At 66.4% G+C, this 21,229-nt stretch carries 23 protein-coding genes and 1 tRNA gene; 8 read left to right on the forward strand and 16 right to left on the reverse strand.

Going from position 1 to position 21,229, the window contains the following annotated elements; all coding sequences use genetic code 11:
- The first annotated feature begins 65 nt into the window (after positions 1 to 65).
- The 3 genes from ACSC1R_RS03455 to ACSC1R_RS03465 are packed head-to-tail and all read left to right on the forward strand — an operon-like array spanning position 66 to position 2,447.
- On the forward strand, positions 66 to 962 hold the full coding sequence (locus ACSC1R_RS03455) for a YihY/virulence factor BrkB family protein (RefSeq protein WP_439027677.1): 897 nt from the start codon (positions 66 to 68) through the stop codon (positions 960 to 962).
- Positions 955 to 1,548: a ribonuclease BN gene (locus tag ACSC1R_RS03460; RefSeq protein WP_439027678.1), complete on the forward strand. Its 594-nt coding sequence runs from the start codon at positions 955 to 957 to the stop codon at positions 1,546 to 1,548. Before ACSC1R_RS03455 ends, ACSC1R_RS03460 begins: the two co-directional genes overlap by 8 nt.
- A complete protein-coding gene (locus ACSC1R_RS03465; protein WP_439027679.1) occupies positions 1,536 to 2,447 on the forward strand; it encodes a phosphatase PAP2 family protein in 912 nt (303 codons plus the stop codon). The genes ACSC1R_RS03460 and ACSC1R_RS03465 overlap by 13 nt, the downstream gene beginning before the upstream one ends.
- Here the strand turns inward: ACSC1R_RS03465 and ACSC1R_RS03470 are convergent.
- Positions 2,395 to 3,042 (reverse strand): DedA family protein, encoded by a 648-nt coding sequence (locus tag ACSC1R_RS03470; RefSeq protein ID WP_439027680.1) that lies wholly within the window; start codon positions 3,040 to 3,042, stop codon positions 2,395 to 2,397. The two genes, ACSC1R_RS03465 and ACSC1R_RS03470, sit on opposite strands and share 53 nt — an antisense overlap.
- A 42-nt stretch (positions 3,043 to 3,084) precedes the next feature.
- Positions 3,085 to 4,437 carry a type I glutamate--ammonia ligase gene (gene glnA / locus ACSC1R_RS03475; protein WP_439027681.1) on the reverse strand — a complete coding sequence of 451 codons (1,353 nt, stop codon included), beginning with the start codon at positions 4,435 to 4,437 and terminating at the stop codon, positions 3,085 to 3,087.
- A gap of 126 nt (positions 4,438 to 4,563) precedes the next feature.
- Here glnA and lrp point away from each other — a divergent pair, with 126 nt between their 5' ends.
- Positions 4,564 to 5,022 (forward strand): HTH-type transcriptional regulator Lrp, encoded by a 459-nt coding sequence (lrp, locus tag ACSC1R_RS03480; protein ID WP_439027682.1) that lies wholly within the window; start codon positions 4,564 to 4,566, stop codon positions 5,020 to 5,022.
- 91 nt (positions 5,023 to 5,113) lie between these two features.
- Here lrp and ACSC1R_RS03485 read toward each other — a convergent pair whose 3' ends face one another.
- A complete protein-coding gene (locus tag ACSC1R_RS03485; protein ID WP_439027683.1) occupies positions 5,114 to 5,404 on the reverse strand; it encodes a hypothetical protein in 291 nt (96 codons plus the stop codon).
- On the opposite strand from ACSC1R_RS03485, the gene ACSC1R_RS03490 reads away from it, so the two are divergent.
- A complete protein-coding gene (locus tag ACSC1R_RS03490) occupies positions 5,394 to 5,708 on the forward strand; it encodes a thiamine-binding protein (RefSeq protein ID WP_439027684.1) in 315 nt (104 codons plus the stop codon). The genes ACSC1R_RS03485 and ACSC1R_RS03490 overlap by 11 nt on opposite strands.
- A 56-nt stretch (positions 5,709 to 5,764) precedes the next feature.
- On the opposite strand, the gene ACSC1R_RS03495 is transcribed toward ACSC1R_RS03490, so the two are convergent.
- From ACSC1R_RS03495 to ACSC1R_RS03535, 9 genes are all read right to left on the reverse strand, one after another.
- Positions 5,765 to 6,169, reverse strand: coding sequence for a ubiquitin-like small modifier protein 1 (locus tag ACSC1R_RS03495; RefSeq protein WP_439027685.1), 405 nt, complete (start codon positions 6,167 to 6,169; stop codon positions 5,765 to 5,767).
- 208 nt (positions 6,170 to 6,377) lie between these two features.
- Positions 6,378 to 8,009, reverse strand: coding sequence for a thermosome subunit beta (thsB, locus tag ACSC1R_RS03500; RefSeq protein WP_439028753.1), 1,632 nt, complete (start codon positions 8,007 to 8,009; stop codon positions 6,378 to 6,380).
- A gap of 242 nt (positions 8,010 to 8,251) precedes the next feature.
- The gene (locus ACSC1R_RS03505) at positions 8,252 to 8,986 is read right to left on the reverse strand and encodes an SOS response-associated peptidase (protein ID WP_439027686.1); all 735 of its coding nucleotides are present in this window, start codon (positions 8,984 to 8,986) and stop codon (positions 8,252 to 8,254) included.
- 295 nt (positions 8,987 to 9,281) lie between these two features.
- A tRNA-Ser gene (locus ACSC1R_RS03510) sits at positions 9,282 to 9,363 on the reverse strand.
- A gap of 64 nt (positions 9,364 to 9,427) precedes the next feature.
- Positions 9,428 to 9,628 (reverse strand): hypothetical protein, encoded by a 201-nt coding sequence (locus ACSC1R_RS03515; RefSeq protein ID WP_439027687.1) that lies wholly within the window; start codon positions 9,626 to 9,628, stop codon positions 9,428 to 9,430.
- Positions 9,625 to 10,005: a Rid family detoxifying hydrolase gene (locus ACSC1R_RS03520; protein ID WP_439027688.1), complete on the reverse strand. Its 381-nt coding sequence runs from the start codon at positions 10,003 to 10,005 to the stop codon at positions 9,625 to 9,627. Before ACSC1R_RS03520 ends, ACSC1R_RS03515 begins: the two co-directional genes overlap by 4 nt.
- Positions 10,006 to 10,075: 70 nt before the next feature.
- On the reverse strand, positions 10,076 to 10,507 hold the full coding sequence (locus ACSC1R_RS03525; RefSeq protein ID WP_439027689.1) for a PaaI family thioesterase: 432 nt from the start codon (positions 10,505 to 10,507) through the stop codon (positions 10,076 to 10,078).
- Between the two features lie 68 nt (positions 10,508 to 10,575).
- Positions 10,576 to 11,562, reverse strand: a complete 987-nt coding sequence (locus ACSC1R_RS03530; RefSeq protein WP_439027690.1) for a cytochrome d ubiquinol oxidase subunit II — start codon at positions 11,560 to 11,562, stop codon at positions 10,576 to 10,578.
- On the reverse strand, positions 11,555 to 12,970 hold the full coding sequence (locus ACSC1R_RS03535; RefSeq protein ID WP_439027691.1) for a cytochrome ubiquinol oxidase subunit I: 1,416 nt from the start codon (positions 12,968 to 12,970) through the stop codon (positions 11,555 to 11,557). The genes ACSC1R_RS03530 and ACSC1R_RS03535 overlap by 8 nt, the downstream gene beginning before the upstream one ends.
- Before the next feature lie 136 nt (positions 12,971 to 13,106).
- On the opposite strand from ACSC1R_RS03535, the gene ACSC1R_RS03540 reads away from it, so the two are divergent.
- Entirely contained in the window at positions 13,107 to 13,979 is an 873-nt protein-coding gene (locus ACSC1R_RS03540) for a hypothetical protein (protein WP_439027692.1), read from the forward strand.
- A gap of 5 nt (positions 13,980 to 13,984) precedes the next feature.
- Here ACSC1R_RS03540 and ACSC1R_RS03545 read toward each other — a convergent pair whose 3' ends face one another.
- The 3 genes from ACSC1R_RS03545 to ACSC1R_RS03555 form a co-directional block, all read right to left on the reverse strand.
- Positions 13,985 to 15,067, reverse strand: coding sequence for a phosphotransferase family protein (locus ACSC1R_RS03545; protein ID WP_439027693.1), 1,083 nt, complete (start codon positions 15,065 to 15,067; stop codon positions 13,985 to 13,987).
- A 132-nt stretch (positions 15,068 to 15,199) separates the two neighbouring features.
- Entirely contained in the window at positions 15,200 to 16,411 is a 1,212-nt protein-coding gene (gene ilvA / locus ACSC1R_RS03550; RefSeq protein ID WP_439027694.1) for a threonine ammonia-lyase, read from the reverse strand.
- A gap of 262 nt (positions 16,412 to 16,673) precedes the next feature.
- Positions 16,674 to 17,081 (reverse strand): gamma-glutamylcyclotransferase family protein, encoded by a 408-nt coding sequence (locus ACSC1R_RS03555; RefSeq protein ID WP_439027695.1) that lies wholly within the window; start codon positions 17,079 to 17,081, stop codon positions 16,674 to 16,676.
- A 53-nt stretch (positions 17,082 to 17,134) separates the two neighbouring features.
- On the opposite strand from ACSC1R_RS03555, the gene ACSC1R_RS03560 reads away from it, so the two are divergent.
- Positions 17,135 to 18,502: an MATE family efflux transporter gene (locus ACSC1R_RS03560; RefSeq protein WP_439027696.1), complete on the forward strand. Its 1,368-nt coding sequence runs from the start codon at positions 17,135 to 17,137 to the stop codon at positions 18,500 to 18,502.
- A gap of 69 nt (positions 18,503 to 18,571) precedes the next feature.
- Entirely contained in the window at positions 18,572 to 18,796 is a 225-nt protein-coding gene (locus tag ACSC1R_RS03565; RefSeq protein WP_439027697.1) for a multidrug transporter, read from the forward strand.
- On the opposite strand, the gene ACSC1R_RS03570 is transcribed toward ACSC1R_RS03565, so the two are convergent.
- A complete protein-coding gene (locus tag ACSC1R_RS03570; protein ID WP_439027698.1) occupies positions 18,713 to 21,130 on the reverse strand; it encodes a PAS domain S-box protein in 2,418 nt (805 codons plus the stop codon). The two genes, ACSC1R_RS03565 and ACSC1R_RS03570, sit on opposite strands and share 84 nt — an antisense overlap.
- Between the last annotated feature and the right edge of the window lie 99 nt (positions 21,131 to 21,229).

A 21,229-nucleotide genomic window follows, 5' to 3' on the forward strand; every position in this document is an offset into this window, starting at 1 on the left:
CCGAGCGAGGCCAGCCATTATCAAGTCGGCCGGCATTTTTGTAGCTCCTCGCCGTACTGACACTCGTGTCTCTGCTATCAGACGAGTCCCTTCCACCGCGCCTCCAGCGCGCGAAGTCGGTCGCCCTCGCGGTCGTCGCCCTCGCTCGTGCGGAGCAACTCACGTTCCTCGCGGCGGCCATCGCCTACTACGCCTTCGTCTCCCTCATCCCGCTCGTCGTCCTCGCGGTCGCCGTCGCGACCAGCATCGGCGGCGAGGACCTGGCGACGCAGGTCACGCTGGCCGCCGGCGACGTGTTGACGCCGGCGAGTCAGGAGGTGTTACTGGAGGTCCTCACCGCGACCGAAGGGCGGTCCGCCACGACCGTCGTGGGGCTACTCGTACTGGTCTGGAGTGGCCTCAAGGTGTTCCGGGCCATGGACCTGGCGTTCTCGGAGGTGTACGGGAACGGGAACGGCCACTCCATGGTCGACAAACTCGTCGACGCCTCCCTCGGGCTGGCGGCCGTCGGTGCCGCGGCGCTCGTCGCCGTCGCCGTCGTCACCTTCGTCCAGATCGGTGACGTTCCCTTCGAGGGGGGTATCAGCGCGTCCATCAGTCTGCTCGCGCTCGCCTTCGCGTTCTACCCGCTTTACTACCTCTTCCCGGACGAGCACGTCGGCTGGCGCGAGGCGCTCCCCGGAGCGCTGCTCGCGGCCACCGGCTGGACCGTCATGAGCGTCGTGTTCAACTGGTACGCCAGCTACGCCGGCGCGGCCTCCCTCTACGGCTTCTTCGGTGCCATCCTGTTGCTCGTCACGTGGCTGTACTTCGGGGCGCTGGTGTTGCTCGTCGGTGCGACGCTCAACGCCGTGCTCGCCGGTCGGATGATGAACCTGAACCCGGACCTGTCAGCCACCGTGGACCGGCACCTTCAAAGCGCGGGCCTGCGACAGGAAGAACCGACAGAAGACGATGTCTGAGGACGAGCCGCCGACGGACGACGACCGGCCCGACGAAGGGGAACGCGAACCTGCCGACAGTGGCGACGACATCGACCCGGCAGCCGACCCGGACCCGTCGGGCGACGACGGACCTCAGGCCGGTGACGACGAGCCAGCCGACAGGGACGACGCCGAGGCCGAACTCGACCGCCTCTACGAGCGCCTCGCCGAACTCGAAGACGAGGTCGAAGGCCAGCGCGCGAGCAAGGCCTCCGTCGCGGAACTCCGCGAAGAGCTCGAATCGTTCGAGGCGGACATCGAATCACGGACCGTCGACAGGGACGCGGTCGAGTCCGACCTCAAACGCTACGTCCGTCGCAAGCTCCGCCGCGGTCACGCCCGCGGCTGGGGACCCTACCTCGTCTTGCTCTACGGTACCGCCATGACCCTCGGCCTGCTGTACGCCCCGAAGATGGAGGGTGACGGCTGGGTCGTGTTCGCCATGATGGTCATCTGGCTCTCGGTCCTCGGCCTCTACACCCTGTTCGTCATCGTCGGGGTCACGTTCACCGTCCTCGGCGTCCCCGGCCGCCTCCGGGACCGCGTGCAGGAATGGCGGTCCTGACTCGCGGAGAATGGGCGACCGGGGTCGTCCGCGCCCTCGTTCCGGACGCTTTCGCTCCCCTTCTCGGCCTGCTCACGCAACTCGGTTCGCCGGTGTTCCTCGTCGGTCTCCTCGTGCTCACGTACTGGTTCTCCGACCGTGAGCGGGGCGGCCAGCTCCTCGCGGTCGGTATCGCCTCGTTCTCGCTGGTCATCGTCCTGAAACACCTCCTGCTCGTACCGCGACCGACGGTCGGCCCACCCGTACCGGTCGAGGCGGTCCCGGCCCTGCTACGGGCCCCGTACCGGCTGGCGACCGAGTCCAGCGGCTACGCCTTCCCGAGCGGCCACGCCCTCGCGACGACCGTGGTCTACCTCGGACTGGCCCGGATTCGTGGGACGAGACGGGCGTACGCGGGTGCGGTGACCGTCGTCGTACTCGTCGGCGTCACCCGCATCTACCTCGGCGTGCACTACCTGGGCGACGTGGTTGCGGGCATCGTCGTCGGCGTCAGCTATCTCGCCGTCGTGACGCGGTTTCTCGACGGTCGCGAACCGCGTGTCGCACTCTGGCTCGCGGCCGGACTGGGCACCCTCGCCGTGCTCGTCACCGCCCCGGACCCGACGAGCCAGGCGATGGCGACCGCGGGCTGGTCGCTCGGGGCGGCCGTCGCCTGGGAGTGGCTGGACAGAGACACTGGTGTCGGCAGGGCGTGGCCCGTGTCGCTGGCGGTGTGGCGACCGCTCGCGCTCTGTTGTGTCGTCGCCGGGGGTCTCTCGCTCGTGTTGCTCCTCGCCGGAGGGTCACCGCTCGCCTCGTTCGCCGTCGCGGTGCTCGGTGCCGTGACCGTCGTGTCGTTGCCTGCCCTCACAGCGGGAACGCCTTCCGGCGCTGCCACGCAACGATACCGAGAACCGTAACCAGCCCGACTGCCAGGGTCGATGCGACCGGGTTGGCCTGCACGACCGGCCACACCGCCGCCCACGCGACTTCGATGGGTGCCTGCGTCTCGCCGCCGTTCGAGTATCCGAGGCCAGCGAGCGCGGCCACGTAGATGGCCCAGCCCGCACCCGAGTAGAGGCTGAACTTCTTCAGGTCCATCTCCGCGAAGCCCGCGGGGATGGAGATGGGCGTCCGAAGGACGGGGAGGAACCGACCCCAGAACATCAAGCCCTCGCCGTAGCGATTGAACCACGCTTTACTCTTGTCTATCTCGTCTTCGGGCATCCGAACGATGTGGCCCCAGCGTCGCATCAGTCGCTCACCGTTGACGCCGAACAGCCAGTAACAGAGCAGACTCCCGATGACACCGCCGACGACGGAGACGGCGACGAACAGCGCGAACGACGCCGGGCCCGTTATCATGAACAGCGCGGCCAGCGGGATGACCACCTCGCTCGGGATGAAGTGGAGGATGAACGAGGTCTCGAGGACGACGAAGACGAACAGGGCGAGGAACCCGTAGCTCGCGATGAACGAGATGGACGCATCTGTGAGCCACGCGAATTCGACCATTCACCTGAAAAAAGCCGACGAGCGATTATATGCTTCGTGGTCTCAGAACGTCTCGAGGTAGCGGTCGAGTTCCCAGTCGGAGACGTCGACGAGGTAGTCCTTGAACTCGGCGCGCTTGGCCTCGACGAACTTCTCGTAGACGTGCTCGCCGAGCGCGTCGCCGATGACCTCGTCCTCCTCGAGGGCGTCGACTGCCTCGCCGAGGTTGGTCGGCAGCGTGTTGATGCCGTACTCCTCGCGCTTTGCCTCGTCGAACTCGTAGATGTTCTCGCGGACCGGGTCCGGGCACTCGAGACCCTGCTCGATGCCGTCGAGACCCGCGTGGATGAGCGCGGCGAACGCGAGGTACGGGTTACAGGACGGGTCGGGGAAGCGAGCCTCGATACGGCTGGCGGCCGGGACGCGGGCGGCCGGCTTCCGGATGAGCGCGGAGCGGTTGCGGTCGGACCACGCGACGTAGACGGGTGCCTCGTAGCCGGGCACCAGGCGCTTGTAGGAGTTCACGGTCGGGTTCGAGACCGCCGTGATTGCCGGCGCGTGCTCGAGGATACCGGCGACGAACTGCTTTGCCGTCTCGCTCAGGTTGAACTCGTCGTCGTCGTCGTGGAATGCGTTCTCGCCGCCCTGGAACAGCGAGATGTGCGTGTGCATGCCGGAGCCGTTGATGCGCGGGATGGGCTTGGGCATGAACGTCGCGTGCAGGTCGTGCTCGGCCGCGATGGCGCGGACGACGGACCGGAACGTCGCGACGTTGTCGGCCGTCGACAGGGCGTCGTCGTACGTGAAGTTGATCTCGTGCTGGCCCTGGGCGACCTCGTGGTGCGAGGCTTCGATGTCGAAGCCCATGGATTCGAGGCCGTAGATGATGTCACGGCGGACGTCCTGGGCGAGGTCCTTCGGCGCGAGGTCGAAGTAGCCACCGGCGTCGTTGGTCTTCGTCGTCGCGCGGCCGTCCTCGTCCTCCTCGAACAGGAAGAACTCCGGCTCGGGGGCCGCGTTGATGTCGTAGCCCATGTCCTCGGCACGCTCGATGGCGCGCTTGAGGACGCCACGCGGGTCGCCCGAGAACGGCTCGCCGGTGGAGGTGTCCATCACGTCACAGATGAGACGCGCGGCCGCGCTCTCTTCCGTGTTCCGCCACGGCAGGATGGCGAACGTCGACGGGTCCGGCTCGAGGCGCATGTCGGACTCCTGGATACGGACGAAGCCGTCGATGGACGACCCGTCGAAGTAGATGCCCTCGGTGAACGCCTTCTCGGCCTGGCTGGCCGGGACGGAGACGTTCTTCACGGTACCGAGGATGTCCGTGAACTGGAGGCGCAGGAAGTCGACGTTCTGTTCTTCGATCTGCTCGATGACCGCTTCTTCTTCCGCAGACAGGTTTCCGCTTGTCATCTTTCTGGTCGCGTAATCCAACTATCCCCACTACAAAAACCCTACTGTTATACGCAATTCTACCCCCCTCCCACCGAAACTGGATATTCGTAAAATTCTAATGGCTGGAGACGTAGGGTGGACGTAATGACGTACGAAAATCTCGACGCGAAGTTGGTGAATGCGCTACTCGATAACGGCGATGCGAGCCTCCGAAGCCTCGCAGAAGAACTGGACGTCTCGGTGACGACGGTCTCGAATCACGTCTCCGCACTGGAAGAGGAAGGCGTCATTCGCGGGTACACACCGAAGATAGATTACGACCAGCTCGGCTACGACGTCACCGCCATCCTCCAGCTCAAGGTCGAGGGGAGCGCGCTCCCCGACGTGACCGAACGACTCAGACAGGAGAAACAGATGGTCTCCGTCTACGAGGTCACCGGCGACTACGACGTCATCGCTATCGGGAAGTTCGAGGATACCGACGGCATGAACACCCAGATCAAGCGACTGCTCACCGACCCCGAAATCAAGGAATCGAACACCTCCGTCGTGCTGAACCCGGTGTGTGAGAACGAGCAGTTCGAGCTGGACCTGGAGGAGTAAGGCCCGGCCGAGTGTCTCTGACGTTCCTTCCAACAGCGCACCTACCAGCGAGCGCTATCGGTGTATCGGCACCGACCCCGCATCAGTCACACTACCCTGGGTGCACCTCGAAGGAGCCCCGCACGTCGCTCTCGGGGGTCCCGTACCTGAGGCGGACCACCTCGGGTGGTGACCTCTCCGGGACGAGCGTGCGCCGGTCGTTCACCGAGACGTCGGAGTCGGCCTCGTTCGGGAACTGCTCGGAGCCCGCCGGCTCGTCACCCAAACCCTTCCAGAGTGAGGCGTCTCGAATGCCCAAGAAAGCGATTTTGGCCGTCGTGGTGTATGCTAACTCGGAATCGTTCGCGAGAACACCGCACCACACCACAGCCATGTCAGTCATCGCCCGCTTCGAGATACTGCCCGTCGGAGAATCGCACATGTCCGAATCCATCGCCCGCGCGCTCGACGCGCTGGAGGAGACCGGCGTCACCTACGAGACGACCGGGATGGACACCATCGTCGAGGCCGAAACGGTCGGCGAGGTGTTCACCGCACTCCAGGCCGCCCACGAGGCGGCCGCGGACGGGCGACTCGTCACGAACATCGAGATAGACGACGACCCCGAGGCTTTACAGCGCGCCGCCGACCGCGTCGACGCGGTCGAGAAGGCGCGAAAGCGCTCGGCAGGTACGGCGAAACCGTAGACGCACCCGTTTCGGAGTCCGCTACCGGGAACCGCCGTCGGATGCCGGTCGCCAGGTCAGGCGACGGAGGCGAACAGGCCGAGTTCGTCGTGGTCGTGGAGCCGCGCCGCGAACCGGTCGTCGTCGACCGTGACGTCGTCGTGGTTGAGGACGAGGTGGACGCCCTGCTGGAGGTTCCCGGCATCGTCGAACACCTCCCCCTCGAGTACCGGGTACGCGTCGAGCAACCTGTCGAGGGCGTCCCCGACCGTCGCGCCGTCTTCTACTTCGATGTCGACGGACTTCTTCCCGATTCGATGTTTGAAGTCGCCGAACAGCTTCCACTCGACGTGGTTCTCGGGGTGGTACTCCGAGAAGTCGCGGTCGTCACAGACGGCACAGCGGCGCGGGCCAGTAGACGACGAGGTCGCGTGTACGACGCCGCAGTGCTGACAGACGTGGAGATGGTTCCTGAATCCCATGGTGTTTCCCCAGATAGAGATACGTCTCGGACGGTATCGAACAGGAGCCTGATTGTTCCGGTTCGCCGGGGAATCGTGTACCGACGGGTGGGAAGAAGGTGTGGGATGACAGACGAAAAACGGGGTGTAGCGACCCGAGAATACGAGGTCGATTACGGTGCAGTTCAGGCGTCAGGTGGTGGGTGGGCTGTGAACTCGCTAGCCGATTTTACATAGCGCCGCCCATGCCGCCCATACCGCCCATGCCGCCGGGGGCACCGCCTTCGTCGTCGCCCTTGTCGGTGCTCAGGTCACCGGCGGAGATGATGTCGTCGATCTTGAGGACGAGGTTCGCGGCCTCGGTGGCGGACGTGTACGCCTGCTCTTTGGAGTGAGCGGGCTCGACGACGCCAGCGTCGAAGGTGTCCTCGATGTCGCCGGAGAACACGTTCAGGCCGGCGCGCTTGTTGCCGCTCTCGTGCTCGGAGCGGAGGTTGACGAGGATGTCGATGGAGTCGAGACCCGCGTTCTCGGCGAGGACGCGGGGCACGAGTTCGAGCGAGTCGGCGAACGCCTCGACGGCGAGCTGCTCGCGACCCTCGACGGAGTCGGCGTAGTCGCGGAGACGCGAGGCGACTTCGACCTCGATGGCACCGCCGCCGGCGACGACGCGACCGTCGGAGACGGTCTGGGCGACGACGTCGAGGGCGTCGGTGACGCCGCGCTCGAGTTCGTCGACGACGTGGTCGGTGGAGCCGCGGAGGGTGAGCGTGACGCCGTGGGCGTTCTCGGCACCCTCGACGTAGAACAGCTCGTCCTCGTCGTCGCGGCTGATGGAGCCGGCGCCGAGGTCGGAGGCGTCGAAGTCGTCGAGGTCGGAGACGACGGACGCGCCGAGAATCTCGCGCAGGAAGCGGATGTCGGACTTCTTCACGCGGCGGACGGCGAGGATGCCCTCCTTCGCGAGGTAGTGCTGTGCGAGGTCGTCGATGCCCTTCTGGCAGAAGACGACGTTAGCACCGGAGTCGACGATGGCCTGGACCTTGTCCTTGAGCTGCTTCTCCTCCTGGTCGAGGAACTGCTGGAGCTGGCTCGGGTCGGTGACGTTGACCTCGGTGTCGACGCTGGCTTCCTCGACCTCGATGGCCTCGTTGAGGAGGAGGACCTTCGCGTCGTCGACCGTCTTGGGCATGTCGTCGTGGACCGGGTCCTTGTCGATGACCGCGCCCTTCAGGAGCTCGGAGGCGGAGGCGGGCTGGCCGGTCTGGGTCTCGATGTTGAGGTACTCCATGTCGACCTGGCCCTCGACGGTGACGGACTGGACGGCGTCGACGATGAGCTGTGCGAGGTGCTCCTTGTCGAGCTCGGCGCCCTTGCCCGTCATGGAGGTCTCGGCGACCTTCTTCAGGAGGTCCTCGTCGGAGGCGTCGACGCGCTCTGCGATGTCGTCGACCTCTTCGCGAGCCTGCTTGCTGGCGAGGTGGAAGCCCTTGATGATGGCGCTCGGGTGGATGTCCTGCTCGAGGAGGTCCTCGGCGTTCTTGAGGAGTTCACCCGCGATGGCGACGGCGGTCGTCGTGCCGTCACCGGCCTCGTCTTCCTGCGTCTCGGCGACCTCGATGATCATCTCGGCCGTCGGGTTGTCGATGTCCATCTCCTTCAGGATGGTTACGCCGTCGTTCGTGATGGTGACGTCACCCATCGAGTCGACGAGCATCTTGTCCATCCCTTTCGGGCCGAGTGTGGAACGCACGGCCTCGGCGACTGCGCGAGCCGCCTGGATGTTGTACTCCTGCGCGTCACGGTCTTTGACACGCTGGGAGTCGTCGGACATCACGATCATCGGCTGACCTTGCTGCATTCGCTGGCTCATGTTCAGTCGAGGCATTGATTGTGCTTCTATATAAAACCTTGGTAATCGAGTCAGCGACGGGGCTACCGGACCCCGGCAAAGAAGCAGACAAATCGCAGTACAGTGGCCCATCTACCAGTGAATCATGCACATCATTACCAAACCACGAGCCGGCAATCTCGTTGCCGAACACGGCCATTTATATAGAATAGTTGGCCGGTCGGACGGGACCGGTCGGGGCCAGCCCGAATTCAGTCCGCCCCGAGCTCTGCGACCACCGCGGGTGAGTCGTTCGCCGGGTCGTTCACCGCCGTCGACACCGGGTACGCCCGCATCTCGTCGGCCGGGTAGGGCTCGAACAGGTTCGCTGCCTCGTTGGGCTCCCCGTGCAGCCACGTCTCCTCCTCGCCGTCGGGGACCATCACGGCCATCCGGTGGTGCAGGTCCGCGACGAGGTCGTTCGGCTCAGTCGTACAGACGGTGAACGAGACGATTCGCTTCGGCTCCGGTTCGGCTTTCCCCCCGCCTGCGAAGGCGTCCAGCCCGGTCTGCTTCTCGACGCCCTCCCAGACTGCATAGAGTCCGGCCATCGCGAACGGCTCCTCGTCCGCAAGCGTCACGCGATACGGTTGCTTCCCCTCGCCCGTCTGCTTCCACTCGTAGAACCCGTCCGCCGGAACGAGACACCGGCCCGACGTGACGAGGTCGGTCCCCGCGGAGGCGAACGCGTCCCGGAACATCGGTTTCTCGTGGACCGTCTCAGACCGCGCGTTGATGGGCCGGGGCGCGTCGTCCGGGTCGTCGGTCCACGGCGGGACGAACCCCCAGTTCGCCCGGGTGAGTTCTGCGGCAGAATCGGCGCGAATCACTGGCAGGTCCTGTCGCGGTGCCGCGTTGTACCGCGGCCCGAAATCTGCGGGGACGGAGACGCCGAAGCGTCCTTCCAGCTCGTCCGGTGTCACGAAGAGACTGTAGCGACCACACATGCGCAGGCGTACGCGCGGGAACCACAAAAACAGGAGCCACCCGGCGGTCGAGACGAATCGGTGAACACACCCTGATACTCAAAGTTCCACCGGAAACGAAGGGGTTGGGGGCGGGACGGCGCTCGTCGGGCGTGAATCGGTGAGAAGCGTCAGGACAGGGATTTGAACCACGGTCGGACGTGCTCACTGCGATGCGCGCGACCTCCCTGATTCGAATCCCTTCTCGGGCGTGGAGGATTTCACGACTGCTCGCAACACCGCGAGCTGGGTGCTCGTGACGGTGAAATCCTGAGAGCGCCAGGACAGGGATTTGAACCCTGAATCCCGAAAGGGAACACGCTTTCCAGGCGTGCGCCTTACCGTTCGGCCATCCTGGCTTCACCCGTCAGTTACCGGGTGTTGCATTTAACGGCTTTGTTTCGTCGGACAGTGTGCGAACGTCTATCGTCCCCGGGAGAGCAGCCGAATCTCGCCGAGGTACGCCCCGGCGGCGACCCCGGCACCCACACCGAGGGCGACCGCAAGCGCGGGCAGGAAGCCCACACCGTCGTTCCCGAGCGCCACGTAGCCCTGGTAGAGCACCAGGAAGGCGAACAGGCCGACAGCGCCCCACAGCAGGGCCGATTTGACTCTCGCGTTCACTCGCTGGACGCGATGGCCTCGATCTCGACGCCCACGCCCTTCGGGAGGTTCGCGACCTCGACCGCCGAGCGGGCCGGCGGGTTGTCGAGGAAGTACTCCTTGTAGGCGTCGTTCATTTCGTCGAAGTCGCTGATGTCGTCCATGAAGACGGTCACCTTGAGCACGTCCTCCATGGTGCAGCCCTCCTCGTCGAGGATGGCGCTGACGTTCTCCAGGGCCTGGCGCGTCTGGACCGTGATGGACTCGTCGTCCAGCAGTTCACCGTCCGGTGTCATCGGAATCTGGCCGGCAGTGAACACGATGTCGCCGTTCGTCGTCGCCTGACTGTACGCCCCGACCGCGGCCGGAGCCTCGTCCGTGCTGATGATGCGCTTCATGTGGGGAGCGACGACCGCCGCCGTCTTAAAAACCCCCGACTTCCCGGCAACGTTTCCGCGCTCTCCATCGTCACTCGTACCCGACGTCCGGCGTCAACTCCATCCCGCTGCGCTGGAACGTCCCGCTCCCGCGGGCGATTTCGTTACCATCACCGTCCCAGGCGACCGCCTCGGCGATGAGCTGGCGCGGGTTGTCGTTGACGACCTCGCCGACGGCGCGAATCTCACCCGCCGAGACGGGCCGTTCGAGGTAGATGTTGAACTCAGTGGTGAGCACCGCCACGTCCTCGACCAGCGAACTCGCCGCGAAGAAGGCCGCGTCGTCGAGTACCTTGAAGTACACCGACCCGTGGACGCTCCCCAGCGCGTGACACAGCGACTCGTCGACCGGTGTCACGACCTCGGCTTCACCCTCGCGGACGGTCAATTCGGGGTCGTAGAAGTCGTTGACCGGGGCGTTGTCGTACATCCCTTCCAGCTTCTGGAAGTGTTCCTCGTTCACGCCCGGTGACTCGCGCGCCGGCGAGAAATAGCTGTGTGCGCCGACGCCGACAGATTTCCGGGAACGTCTCAGTGACTCCCGTACCCGCCCTCCTCGACCGGCCCCGCGAACGTCGAGTAGAGCACGTAGAAGTACGAGAGCACCATCGGGAGCAGGAACGCCGACGCGCCGGTCAGGATGTTCATCGAGAGCGGTGAGACCGCGGCCTCGGCGGCCGTGATTCCGGTCGCGGGGTCGAGCGCGGGCCAGAGCAGGACGCCGACCAGCCCGACGAGGCCGAACGTGAGGCCACCGGCGGCGAGGAACGCGGGCAGGTCGCGCTCGCGGCGCAGAGCAGCCGCGTAGCCACCAGCGAGAAGGACCGACACCACGACGAGCACGGCTGGAACGGGTGCAAGGAGTGCCTCGCGGACCGCGGGTCGCAGTGCGAGTGCGCCAAGCGTCACCACCACGAGACCGAGATAGGCCACGACCGCCCGCAGCCCCCACTCGCGCAACTCGGCAGCCATCGCCGGGGCCGGATGGTCGACCTTCATCGCGAGGAACGCCGCGCCGGTCACGACCGTGAGTGCGACCACGGCGAGGCCGACCACGAGCGATTCGGGGGCGAAAGTCGTCCCGAGCAGCCAGTTCCCGGTGAACGTGCCGAGCAGGAACGGCGAGCCGATGGAGCCGACGACGAATGCGCGGCCCCACCAGCGTTTCCAGGCCGCGTCGTCGCGTTGCTCGTACATCTCCGGGGCGAGGCCGCGCAAGATGAGCGTCCCGAGCACGCCGAACAGCAGCAGGTAGTGCCGACTGAACAGGGTCGCGTAGATACGGGGGAACGCGGCGAACAGCGCCCCGCCGAAGACGACGAGCCAGACCTCGTTGCCGTCCCAGAACGGCCCGATGGCCGCGAGGACGTGCTCGCGTTCGGTCTCGTCCTCGCGGGTGGCGAACAGCGCCCCGGCCCCGAAGTCGAACCCGTCGAGGAACAGGAACGTTCCGAGGAAGGCGAACACCACACCGAACCAGACCGCGGGGAGAGGCAGGCCGAACAGGTATTCAGTCATCGGCCACCACCCCCTCGGGGGCCGGCACCTCGGGCCGGTCGCTCGGTCTCGGCTCGTCCTCGCCGGTGCCGACCTCGGGTGGACCCTCGCGGATGATTCGCACGACGACGTAGCTGTACAGCGCGAGCAGGCCGGTGTACACCAGCGCGAACCCGACCAGGGTCAGGGTCGCCTCGAACCCGGTCAGCCCGGGTGAGACGCCGTCTTCGGTTCGGAGGACGCCCTGGATGACCCAGGGCTGGCGACCGACCTCGGTGACGATCCAGCCCACTTCGGTCGCGAGGATGCCGAGCAGGGACGACCCGACCATCGCCTGGTGCAGACGCGTGTCGTCGTAGAGTCTCCCCTGTCGCCACCGGACCGCACCCCAGCCCGCGAGGCCGACGAACCAGAAGCCGAGGAGCACCATCAGCCGGAACGACCAGAACACGATGGCGACGGGCGGGGACTCCTCGAACTCGCTCAGCCCCGTCACCTCGTGGGTCGGGTCACCCCCACTGGCAAGCACCGACGCGAGCGCCGGGATGTCGAGCGTCCAGAGGTTCTCCGCCCGCGGGTCGGTGAATCCCGAGAGTTCAGTCGGGATGGCGACGACGTGCAGAGCCGCCGGTGCCTCCGTCTCGTACTGCGCCTCCATCGCAGCGAACTTCTGTGGCTGCGTCTCGGCGACGTGGCGGGCGTAGGAGTCCCCGTGGACCACCTGGAAGGGTGCCATCAGGAGCAACGTCACCAGCGAGAGTTTCATCGTCACGCGCCAGAACCGGGTGTCGCGGTTGCGCCACACGTGGTACGCCGCGACGCCGAGCATGAACAGCGACACCGAGATGACCGCCGCAGACTGCATGTGGACGAACAGCCAGGGGAACCGCGGATTGAGGTAGGCGGCCCACGGGTCGACCAGCGTCACGATAGGCTGGCCACCCTGCTGGACCAGCTCGAACCCGCGCGGGGTCTGCATCCACGAGTTGGCGATGAGAATCCACACCGCCGACAGCCACGTCCCCGCGCCGACTGCGACGGCCGACACCATGTAGAGGGCGTCACCGACCTTCTCGCGGCCGAAGACGAACACGCCGAGGAAGGTGGCTTCGAGGAAGAACGCCATCATCCCCTCGACCGCGAGCGGGCCGCCAAAGAGCTCGCCGGCGACGGTCGAGAACGCGGCGAAGTTCGTCCCGAACTCGAACTCGAGGACGATTCCCGTGACGGTCCCGACGACGAACGAGACGGCGAATATCTTCGTCCAGAACCGGCGTTGCTGGTCCCAGAGTCGGTCCTCGCTCCGGATCGACTTCCAGGTGAAGTAGACGAGAAACGGTGCGAGACCCATCGACATCACGGGGAAGATGATGTGGACGATGGTCGTCAGTGCGAACTGGAGTCTGCTTGCGAGTATCGGGTCTACCATTGGGGATACCACCGACCGACGGGCGGCTGACGGTCGCTATCCGCTTCTAGGGAGACCTCTCATACAACCGCCCGGCCGATTCTCGAAGACCGGGAACCGGCGGGGTTTTCAGGGCTCCCCTGGACTTCCTCACCTGATGCAGCACCCGTCCCGGACGGCCCGCCGCGTCCTCGTCCTCCTCGCCGGAATCGCTGCGCTCGCGCTCGCTACCGGCCGACTTCTCGCGGCGCGTGTCACCGAGGTTCCGCTCTGTCCGCTCTCGTCTCGTGGGCGAATCGGTCCTGACTGGGTCGCGCGCGCCGGCGTCGGGACGGGCGAGGAACTCCCCGGCGAGATGGACGACCTCGACGACTTCGCCAGGCCGGAGTTCGACCCCGGTCGGGTCGCCGCCGACGTGCGAGACTTCTACGAGCACACCGCCGACTACGAGATGGTCCTGACCGCCGAGTGGCACCGCCCCTTCCGCACCGGCGCGTGGCTGGCGAGTCTCCTGACGAGGTACCTCGAACAGTTGAACCTGCCCGCGCCGGGCGACTCCCGGGCCCGGCACCTGACGAACCACCTTGAGCGTCTAAACCCGGCCGTCGACCCCCGCGATGGTGCCCGGGCGTGGGTCCGCACCGACCACGACACCGGCGAAGGCGTGTTCACTGCGATGTACGCGACTCACGAGCGAGATGGCGAGCAGTTCGTCAACATCGGCGTCCCCCTACCGGGCGCGAACCTCTCGACGGTGCTGTCGATTCGCCACCTCGGGGAGTCGGGTGCCGTGGAACTCACGACGGACGCGTCGGGTGACCCCGGGCTCTACCTCGTGACGCCGGTCGGGGCCTTCGAACTGCCGATGGAACAGCGGTTCCGGGTCTGGCCCGCGGGCGCATCGAGAGCATCCCAACCAGCAGTCGAGGACGCGAGTATCGTGGCGACCCACGAGATGTGGCTGTTCGGACAGCAGTTCCTGACGGTACAGTACGCCGCAATCCAGAAGGAGTACCCGCTTCCCGAGTAGCCGCCTCAGAGATACTGTTCGACGAACGCGCGATGTTCCGCCGCCCGCTCGTCCCGCGCTTCGGGAGACACGTTCTGGTACCACAGCGGGAGACAGGCCATCGCCCCGAGCCGGCAGCCGAGGCGATACACCTCCATCCGCCTGCAGGTCGGGTCGTCGAACGACCACCCGTCGCGGGCGTCGGCGTAGGCCGTCCGGAACGTCTCGCGCAGCGCCGCCGTCCGCTCCGGGCCGTCGGCCTCCGGTGAGAGCAGGTAGAACTCCGTCTGCGCGAGGTTGTACGCTGGCTCGGCCGCAGAGAGGTTCGCCCAGTCGAGCACCGCCCGTGTCTCGCCCGTCTCCGGGTCGACCAGGAGGTTCCCGAGCCGGTAGTCCCAGTGGCAGTACGTGGGGTCCTCGGGTGTCGACAGCGCCGAAATCTCTTCCCGAAGGTACTCACGGAGCGGGGGTACGAGGTCGGCGAACCGTGACGGGTCGTCCGCGAGGTCCGGGAAGAAGCCACCGTCGGCGAGGCTGTCCAGCGTCTCTTCACACTCTGTGAGGACCATGTCGCGGAGGTCGTCGTACCGCGGGTGCTCGTCCGTGTCCAGCACGGTCAGCTCCCCGTCCTGCACCCCGATCTTCCCTGCGGCTGGAAGCGGGCCGAGTTCGTGGAGTTCAGCGAGGTTCCGCCCGGCCTCACGGATGAGTCGTTTCCGACCGTCGACGGAGAGGCCCTCGGGCTCCCCCTCGAAGTTCTCGCCGTCGACGTGTTCCATCATGTAGAACGGCGTGGGATACGCCTCGTGGTCGTCACAGAAGCCGAATACTTCGGGGACGGGGATGGTCGTCTCCTGCCCGACCAGATGGAGCAACCGGGGTTCCGACCGGGCGATGGGCGGGTCGACGAACTCAGCCGTCGTCGCCTTGAGGACGACACGTCGGTCCGTCGCCGGTGTGCGAACGTCGAGTATGGCGACGAAGTCGGTCCCGTGCGGGCTCCGTTCGATGGACTCGATGCGCCAGTCTGGTTCGAGTGTCTCGACCATCCCACGCACCGCCGAATCGGTGACCGTCTCCTCGGGAGAATCGGCCGTTTCGGTCGTCATGGTCGGAGTATCGTTCGACGACGCAGAAGTGTTTTGGTCCCGACGTGTTCGGCTATGTATCTCAGCACGGGTCGATTCCAGGGACGCCAGGTGGACCGGGTCCTGTGAGAGCGTCCAGAGTGCTCCCGTCCGTCAGACCAGTACCTCGACCTCGTAGCCAGCCTCCCGAATCGCCGCCAGCAGTTCCTCGACGTGGTCGTGTCCTCTGGTTTCGAGGTCGACCTCGACCTCGGTGTCGGCCATCCCGATCTGCCGGGAGGTGCGGTCGTGCTGGATGGCGTAGATGTTCGCCTTCTTCTCGGCGATGATGTGCAGCAGTTCCTCCAGCGACCCGGGGCGGTCCCGCAGGACTGTCTTTATCTTCACGTACCGGCCCGTGGCGACGAGGCCGCGCATGACGACCGTCGTGAGCATGTTCAGGTCGATGTTGCCCCCACACATCGCCGGGACGACGACCTCGCCCTCGTCGTAGTCGAACTTGTTGAACAGGATGGCCGCGAGCGGGGCCGCGCCCGCACCTTCGACCAGCGTCTTCCCGCGTTCGAGGACGTAGGTCAGGGCCATCGCGATTTCCGGGTCGGAGACCGTGACGACCTCGTCGACCCGTTCTTTGATTATCTCGAAGGTCTGGGTTCCCGGCCCGCGGACCGCGATACCGTCCGCGATGGTGTCGACCTTGTCGAGTTCGAAGCGTTCGCCCTTCTGGAGCGACTGGGCGACGCTCGAGGCCCCCTCGGCCTGCACGCCGACGATGCGGGTCTCCGGACTCTTGGCCTTGACTGCGGTCGCGATGCCGGAGATGAGGCCACCCCCACCGATGGGGACGACGATGGTCTCGACCTCGGGGAGGTCCTCCAGAATCTCCAGCGCGATGGTCCCCTGGCCGGCCATCACGTACGGGTCGTCGAAGGCGTGGACGTAGGTCCGACCCTCCTCCGCTTCGAGTTCGTGGGCCTTCTCGGCGGCCTCGTCGTAGTCGGTCCCGTAGAGGACGACCTCGGCCCCGTAGCTCTGGGTGGCCTTTATCTTCGAGATGGGCGCGTACTCGGGCATGACGATTTTCGCGTCGACGCCGGAGCGCGTCGCCGCGAGGGCGACGCCCTGCGCGTGGTTCCCGGCGCTGGCCGTCACCACGCCGGCAGATTTCTCGTCATCCGAAAGCGTCATGATACGGTTTGTCGCACCTCTGATCTTGAACGACCCCGTCCGCTGGAAGTTCTCCATCTTGAGGTGGACCTCGGCTCCCGTCATATCGGAGAAGGTGTGGGAGTACTCGATGGGTGTGTGCCGCGAGGTCTCGCGGACCCGGGGCATCGCTTCCAACACGTCGTCGAGTTCGAGCATACCTGAACCTCCGAGCGCCCGTTGTTAATGGTTTTCGCACGAAGATTCTACCCCAGTGACCGAACGCACCCGCGGGCGGGCCGACCGGGTACACCAGTGGCTCACAGGTGGTGGTCCGAAAGGGGAATACGGGAGAGCACGCGTGTGACGTGCAGGTGAAGAACTGGGCGGGACCCATATAAACACCAGCCAAGCAGAGTGAAAGTGTAATCGACAGCAAGCGTCGCCCTCGATGACGTGTCTGACGGTCGTCAGCCGGTCGTCAGCCGTCGCGTTCGACCACCGCACAGCTCCCGCGAATCGCACTCACCACGCGCTCCTCGAAGGTCCCCTCGCCGGGCCACGTGACGGGGGCTGTGACACCGAGTTTCGACGGGTCCCCGACGTACACCTGAACAGTCTCGCTCGACTCCCCTCCGCCGTCGTCGCCCCACGGCACCGACACCCGGACGTACAACCCGCGGTCGACGCCTTCGTAGCGGTCGAGCGCCGCCACCTCGTCGGTCCGGAGGATGCGACCGGTCGTCTCGCCGCCGGGTGCGAGCGTCGGGTACGCCCCCTCGACCCGGTGTGCGCCCCGCAAGACCACGTCGGGGCCGAACGTCCAGTCGTCCAGTAGCTCGCCGACGCGGCCGGGGTCGGTGAGGGTCCCGTAGACGAAGCAGTCCATGTGGCCCCTTCCGCTTCCGACGGGTAAAAGACCCGAGGCCGGGAATCCCGACCATGAACCGTGGCCGGTTGGTGGCGGTGTGGCGGCGCGTCCTCGGCCTCTCGTGGCCCGTGATGGTCGAGCAGACGTTCCGCACCGCGATGCGCACCACCGACATCATCGTCACCGGCCTGTTCTCGCCGGCCGCCATCGCCGCCATCGGTCTCGCCGACCTCTACGCCCGCTTCCCCCTGCGAATCGGGCTCGGGCTCGGCGGCGGCGCAATCGCCCTCTCCAGCCAGGACACCGGCGCGAGGGCCGCCGCGAACCGCGACGAGGCAGTCACCCAGGCCATCCTGCTCGGGCTGGTCGCCGGCATCCCCTTTGTCGTCTTCGGGTTCCTGTTCGGCCGCGAGGCCATCGCCTTGCTCGGTGCATCCGACAGCGTCGCGAACCTCGGCGGCACCTACCTCGCCATCGTCTTCGCGACCGCACCCGCCAGACAGGTGTCGCTCATCGCGGCTCGTTCCCTGCAGGGCACCGGCGACACCCGGACGCCGATGTACGTCAACGTCGTCTCGAACGGACTGAACATCGTCGGGAGCGTCGTGCTGGGCCTCGGCCTGCTCGGCCTCCCGCGCCTCGAAATCGTCGGCGTCGGTGCCGCGACCGCCGCCAGCAACGTGTTCACTGCGGTCGTCCTCTGTGCCGTGATGTGGGTCGGCGGAACGAGCGCCGGCTTCGCCCGCCCGTCGAATCCAGTCATCGCCCGTCAGCTGGTCGTCGTCTCGGCCCCCCGCGTCGTCGAGGGGTTCGCCGACACCCTCGCGGAGTTCCCGTTCAACGCCCTCCTGCTCGGGTTCGGCACTGAGGTCAACGCCGCCTTCCAGGTCGGCCGCCGGCTCTACCAGCAGGTGACCGGGCCGCTCTCGCGTGGCTACAGCGTCGCCGCGAGCGTCGTCGTCGGCCAGGCGCTCGGCGAGGGCGACCCCGAGCGTGCGAGAGAGAACGGGCTCGCGACCGCCCTGCTCGGCCTCGTGACCGTCGGGAGCATCGGGCTCGTGCTGGTCGTCGGTGCGCCCCTGTTCGTTCGAATCTTCACCCGCGACCCCGTGACCGTCGACTACGCGGTCGACTTCGCCCGGACCTACGGGCTGGCCGCCCCCGCGCTCGTGACGTTCGTCGTGTTCTCGGGAAGCCTGCAAGGCGGAAGCGAGACGCGCACCCCCTTCGTCGCCCGAATCGCCGGGTTGCTCGTGTTCTTCCTCGGCTTCAGCTACGTCGTCGGGGTGACACTCGGCTACGGCGTCCTTGGAGCCTACGGCGGTATCATCGGATACTATGGACTGGCGGCGATACTCGTCACCATCGGCTTCTGGCGCGGCGACTGGGCGACGCGGGCTGCGCGGATGATGGCCGAACGCGGGAGTGCAGCGGACTGAGACACGTGTCCGAGGGCTGGTATTTTATTGCGCTGGAGAGGAGACTTTCGGACGTATGTCAGCCGCCAAATGCACCCCACCCGGAACGTCGGTGACCACCTGATGCCCGGCGCTGGCCGGAGTGATTCACCCCTGCGACGGTACGTCGGACTGGCCGTCTTTGCCGTCGCAATGGTCGGCTGGGCCGTCGCCGGCTGGGACTTCGAGTTCTCAGACGGACTCGTCCCGGTCGCCATCGCCGGCGGCTGTGTCCTCCTCGCCGTCGGTGCGACTCTGTACCGCCGGGTCGCCTGAACGATTCGCGTCCTTGCACTCGACGACGGCATCGGGCGCACACCACTCGACGCCAGAGAACACGAACCGGGCCCCGTCGGCCCCGTCGTCGACCTTTACCGTCCAGTCGTGTGCTTCTGCGATGTCCTCCACGATAGCCAGACCGAATCCCGTCCCGGTGGCGGCCGTGGTGTACCCCTGCTCGAACACGAGGTCGACGTCGGCGGGGTCGATACCCGAGCCGTCGTCTGCGACCGCGAACCCGGCCGGATGGTACTGGACCGTCACCGTGACGCCGCCCTCGCGGCGGTTCTCGTCGCCGCTTCCCCCGTCTCCGTCGGCCGCGTCGCCGCCGGTACCGTGTTCGACCGAGTTGCGGAACAGGTTCTCGAACAGGGCCCGGAGTCGCTCGCCGTCGGCCGAGATGGGCGGGAACTCCTCGGCGAGCACCAGCTCCGAGTCGGGTGTTTCACAGCCGGCCCACGCGCTCGTGACGATGCGCTCGAACGGGACCGGTTCGGGGTCCTCGACGGCCTTGCCTTTCCGGGCGAGCGTGAGCACGTCCTCGATGAGCGCCTCCATCCGGTCGAGCGCCCAGTCGAGCTCCGACAACGACTCGTGGTCGTACTCCGCCGCCAGCAGGTCGCGGTGGCCCCGCGCCACCGTCAGCGGGTTTCGCAGGTCGTGGCTCACGATGCTGGCGAACTCGTCGAGCCGTTCGTTCTGCCGGCGCAGCTTGCGCTCGCGCTCTTTCTGTTCGCTCGTGTCCGTGTAGATGGCGAAGCCGAAGACGCTTCGCTCGCCGAGGGTGACCGGGACGCCGTGGAGGATGAAATCCCGGAGACCCATCGCCGTCTTGCGACGGACCTCCACGTGGACCGAGTTCCCGGCGATGAGTTCGTCGCTGAGCCCGGTCGCTTCCTCCTCTTTGTCACTGGGCACGATGAACTCGTCCAGGTCGTGTCCGACGACGGTCGCCTCGTCGTAGCCCATCACCTCCTCGAACGCCGAGTTGACGGCGCGGACTTGCATCGTCCCGTCGGCGTCGAACACGTACGACACCGCCGGGTCGGGGATGTTCTCGAACAGGGCTGCGAACCGGTCGCGCTGTTTCTTGCGCTCTATCTCGCGTTCGCGGAGGAGTTCCTCGCGCTCGGCCCGGTCGAGCGCGGATTCGATGTTCGCCGCGAGGAGTTCTGCGATCTGGACCGTCGCAGCATCCAGCGAGTCGGTGCTCACCGCACCGGCAGTGACGACCCCGTGGTCGGCCAGTGGGACCGCGAGGACCGACTCGTCGGCGTCGCCGGCCGGTGACGCACAGACCGTCGTCTCGCCGCTCGCGAACACATCCCCCAGCGGTGTCTCTTCGGCGAGCGAGACCGCCTCGGGGTGCGAGAGTCGCGTCGTCACGACCGGGTCGAGCGTTTCGTCCTCGCACAGATACACCGTCGTCTTCGGCAGGCCGAGGACGTTCACCACGGTGTGCATCGCGATAGCCGCCACGGCCGACTTCGTCTCGGCACGGACCATCTGCTGGGTCGCATCGTGTAACAGCCGCATGGTCTGTTCCCGGCGCTTTCGTTCGGTGATGTCGGTGTAGACGAAGTACGCGGAGTCGGTCCCGTCGACACGGACGCTTCGCAACAGGAAGTCTCGGACGCTGCCGTCGGTCTGGCGGCGCACCTCTCTCTCGACGCGCTCGCCCTCGGCGACCTGCTGGTTGACCGCTCGCCCTTCGTCGCGTCGGTCCACGGGGAGGACGACCTCGTCGAGGTCACGGCCGACGAGTGCGTCCGGGCCACCCTCGTCCCCGAACATCGCGGCGAAGGACCGGTTCGCCTTGGTAATCGTCGCGGTGTCACCGTCGAGCGTGGTCTCGACTATCTTGTCCGTCGTGTTCTCGAACAGGGCCTCGACCCTGGCGTTCGCCGGTTGTAATCGAGTATCGTGCGTCCGACTCGCGTTTCGGGCGGCCGCGACAGCCCGCCTCGCAGCGACTCGGGATGCCGTCTCGCCACCCCGTTCGACAACGTCCGTCGCACCGGCGTCGAGTGCCCCCGACGCGTCGGCACTCCAGTCGCCCGTGACGACCACGACTGGAACCGTCGAATCCACGGCTCGGACCGCCGCAAGACAGCCGATGCCGTCGGTATCTGGAAGTTCGGCGGCCGTCAGCACGCAGTCCGGTCGCTCTGCCGGGTCCGCGACCCGGTCGCGGGCTGCCGCCGCCGTCGCTGCCGCCGTGGCCTCGGTCTCGGGAGCCGTCTCGGTGACGGCCGCCACCAGTTCGTGTCGACGGTCGGCATCCCCGTCGACACAGAGGACGGACACGGCGGACGTGTCGTGTTCCATCATCACCGAATCGAGTGTTCGGATAACTACCAACAATCATGAGAGTCTGTGACTAAGTGGTTTCGGCCCCGGAGATAGCGACTACCCACCACACAAGACATT

It is taken from the genome of Haloarchaeobius ordinarius, assembly GCF_051801355.1.
In the GTDB taxonomy this organism is placed as follows: domain Archaea; phylum Halobacteriota; class Halobacteria; order Halobacteriales; family Natrialbaceae; genus Haloarchaeobius.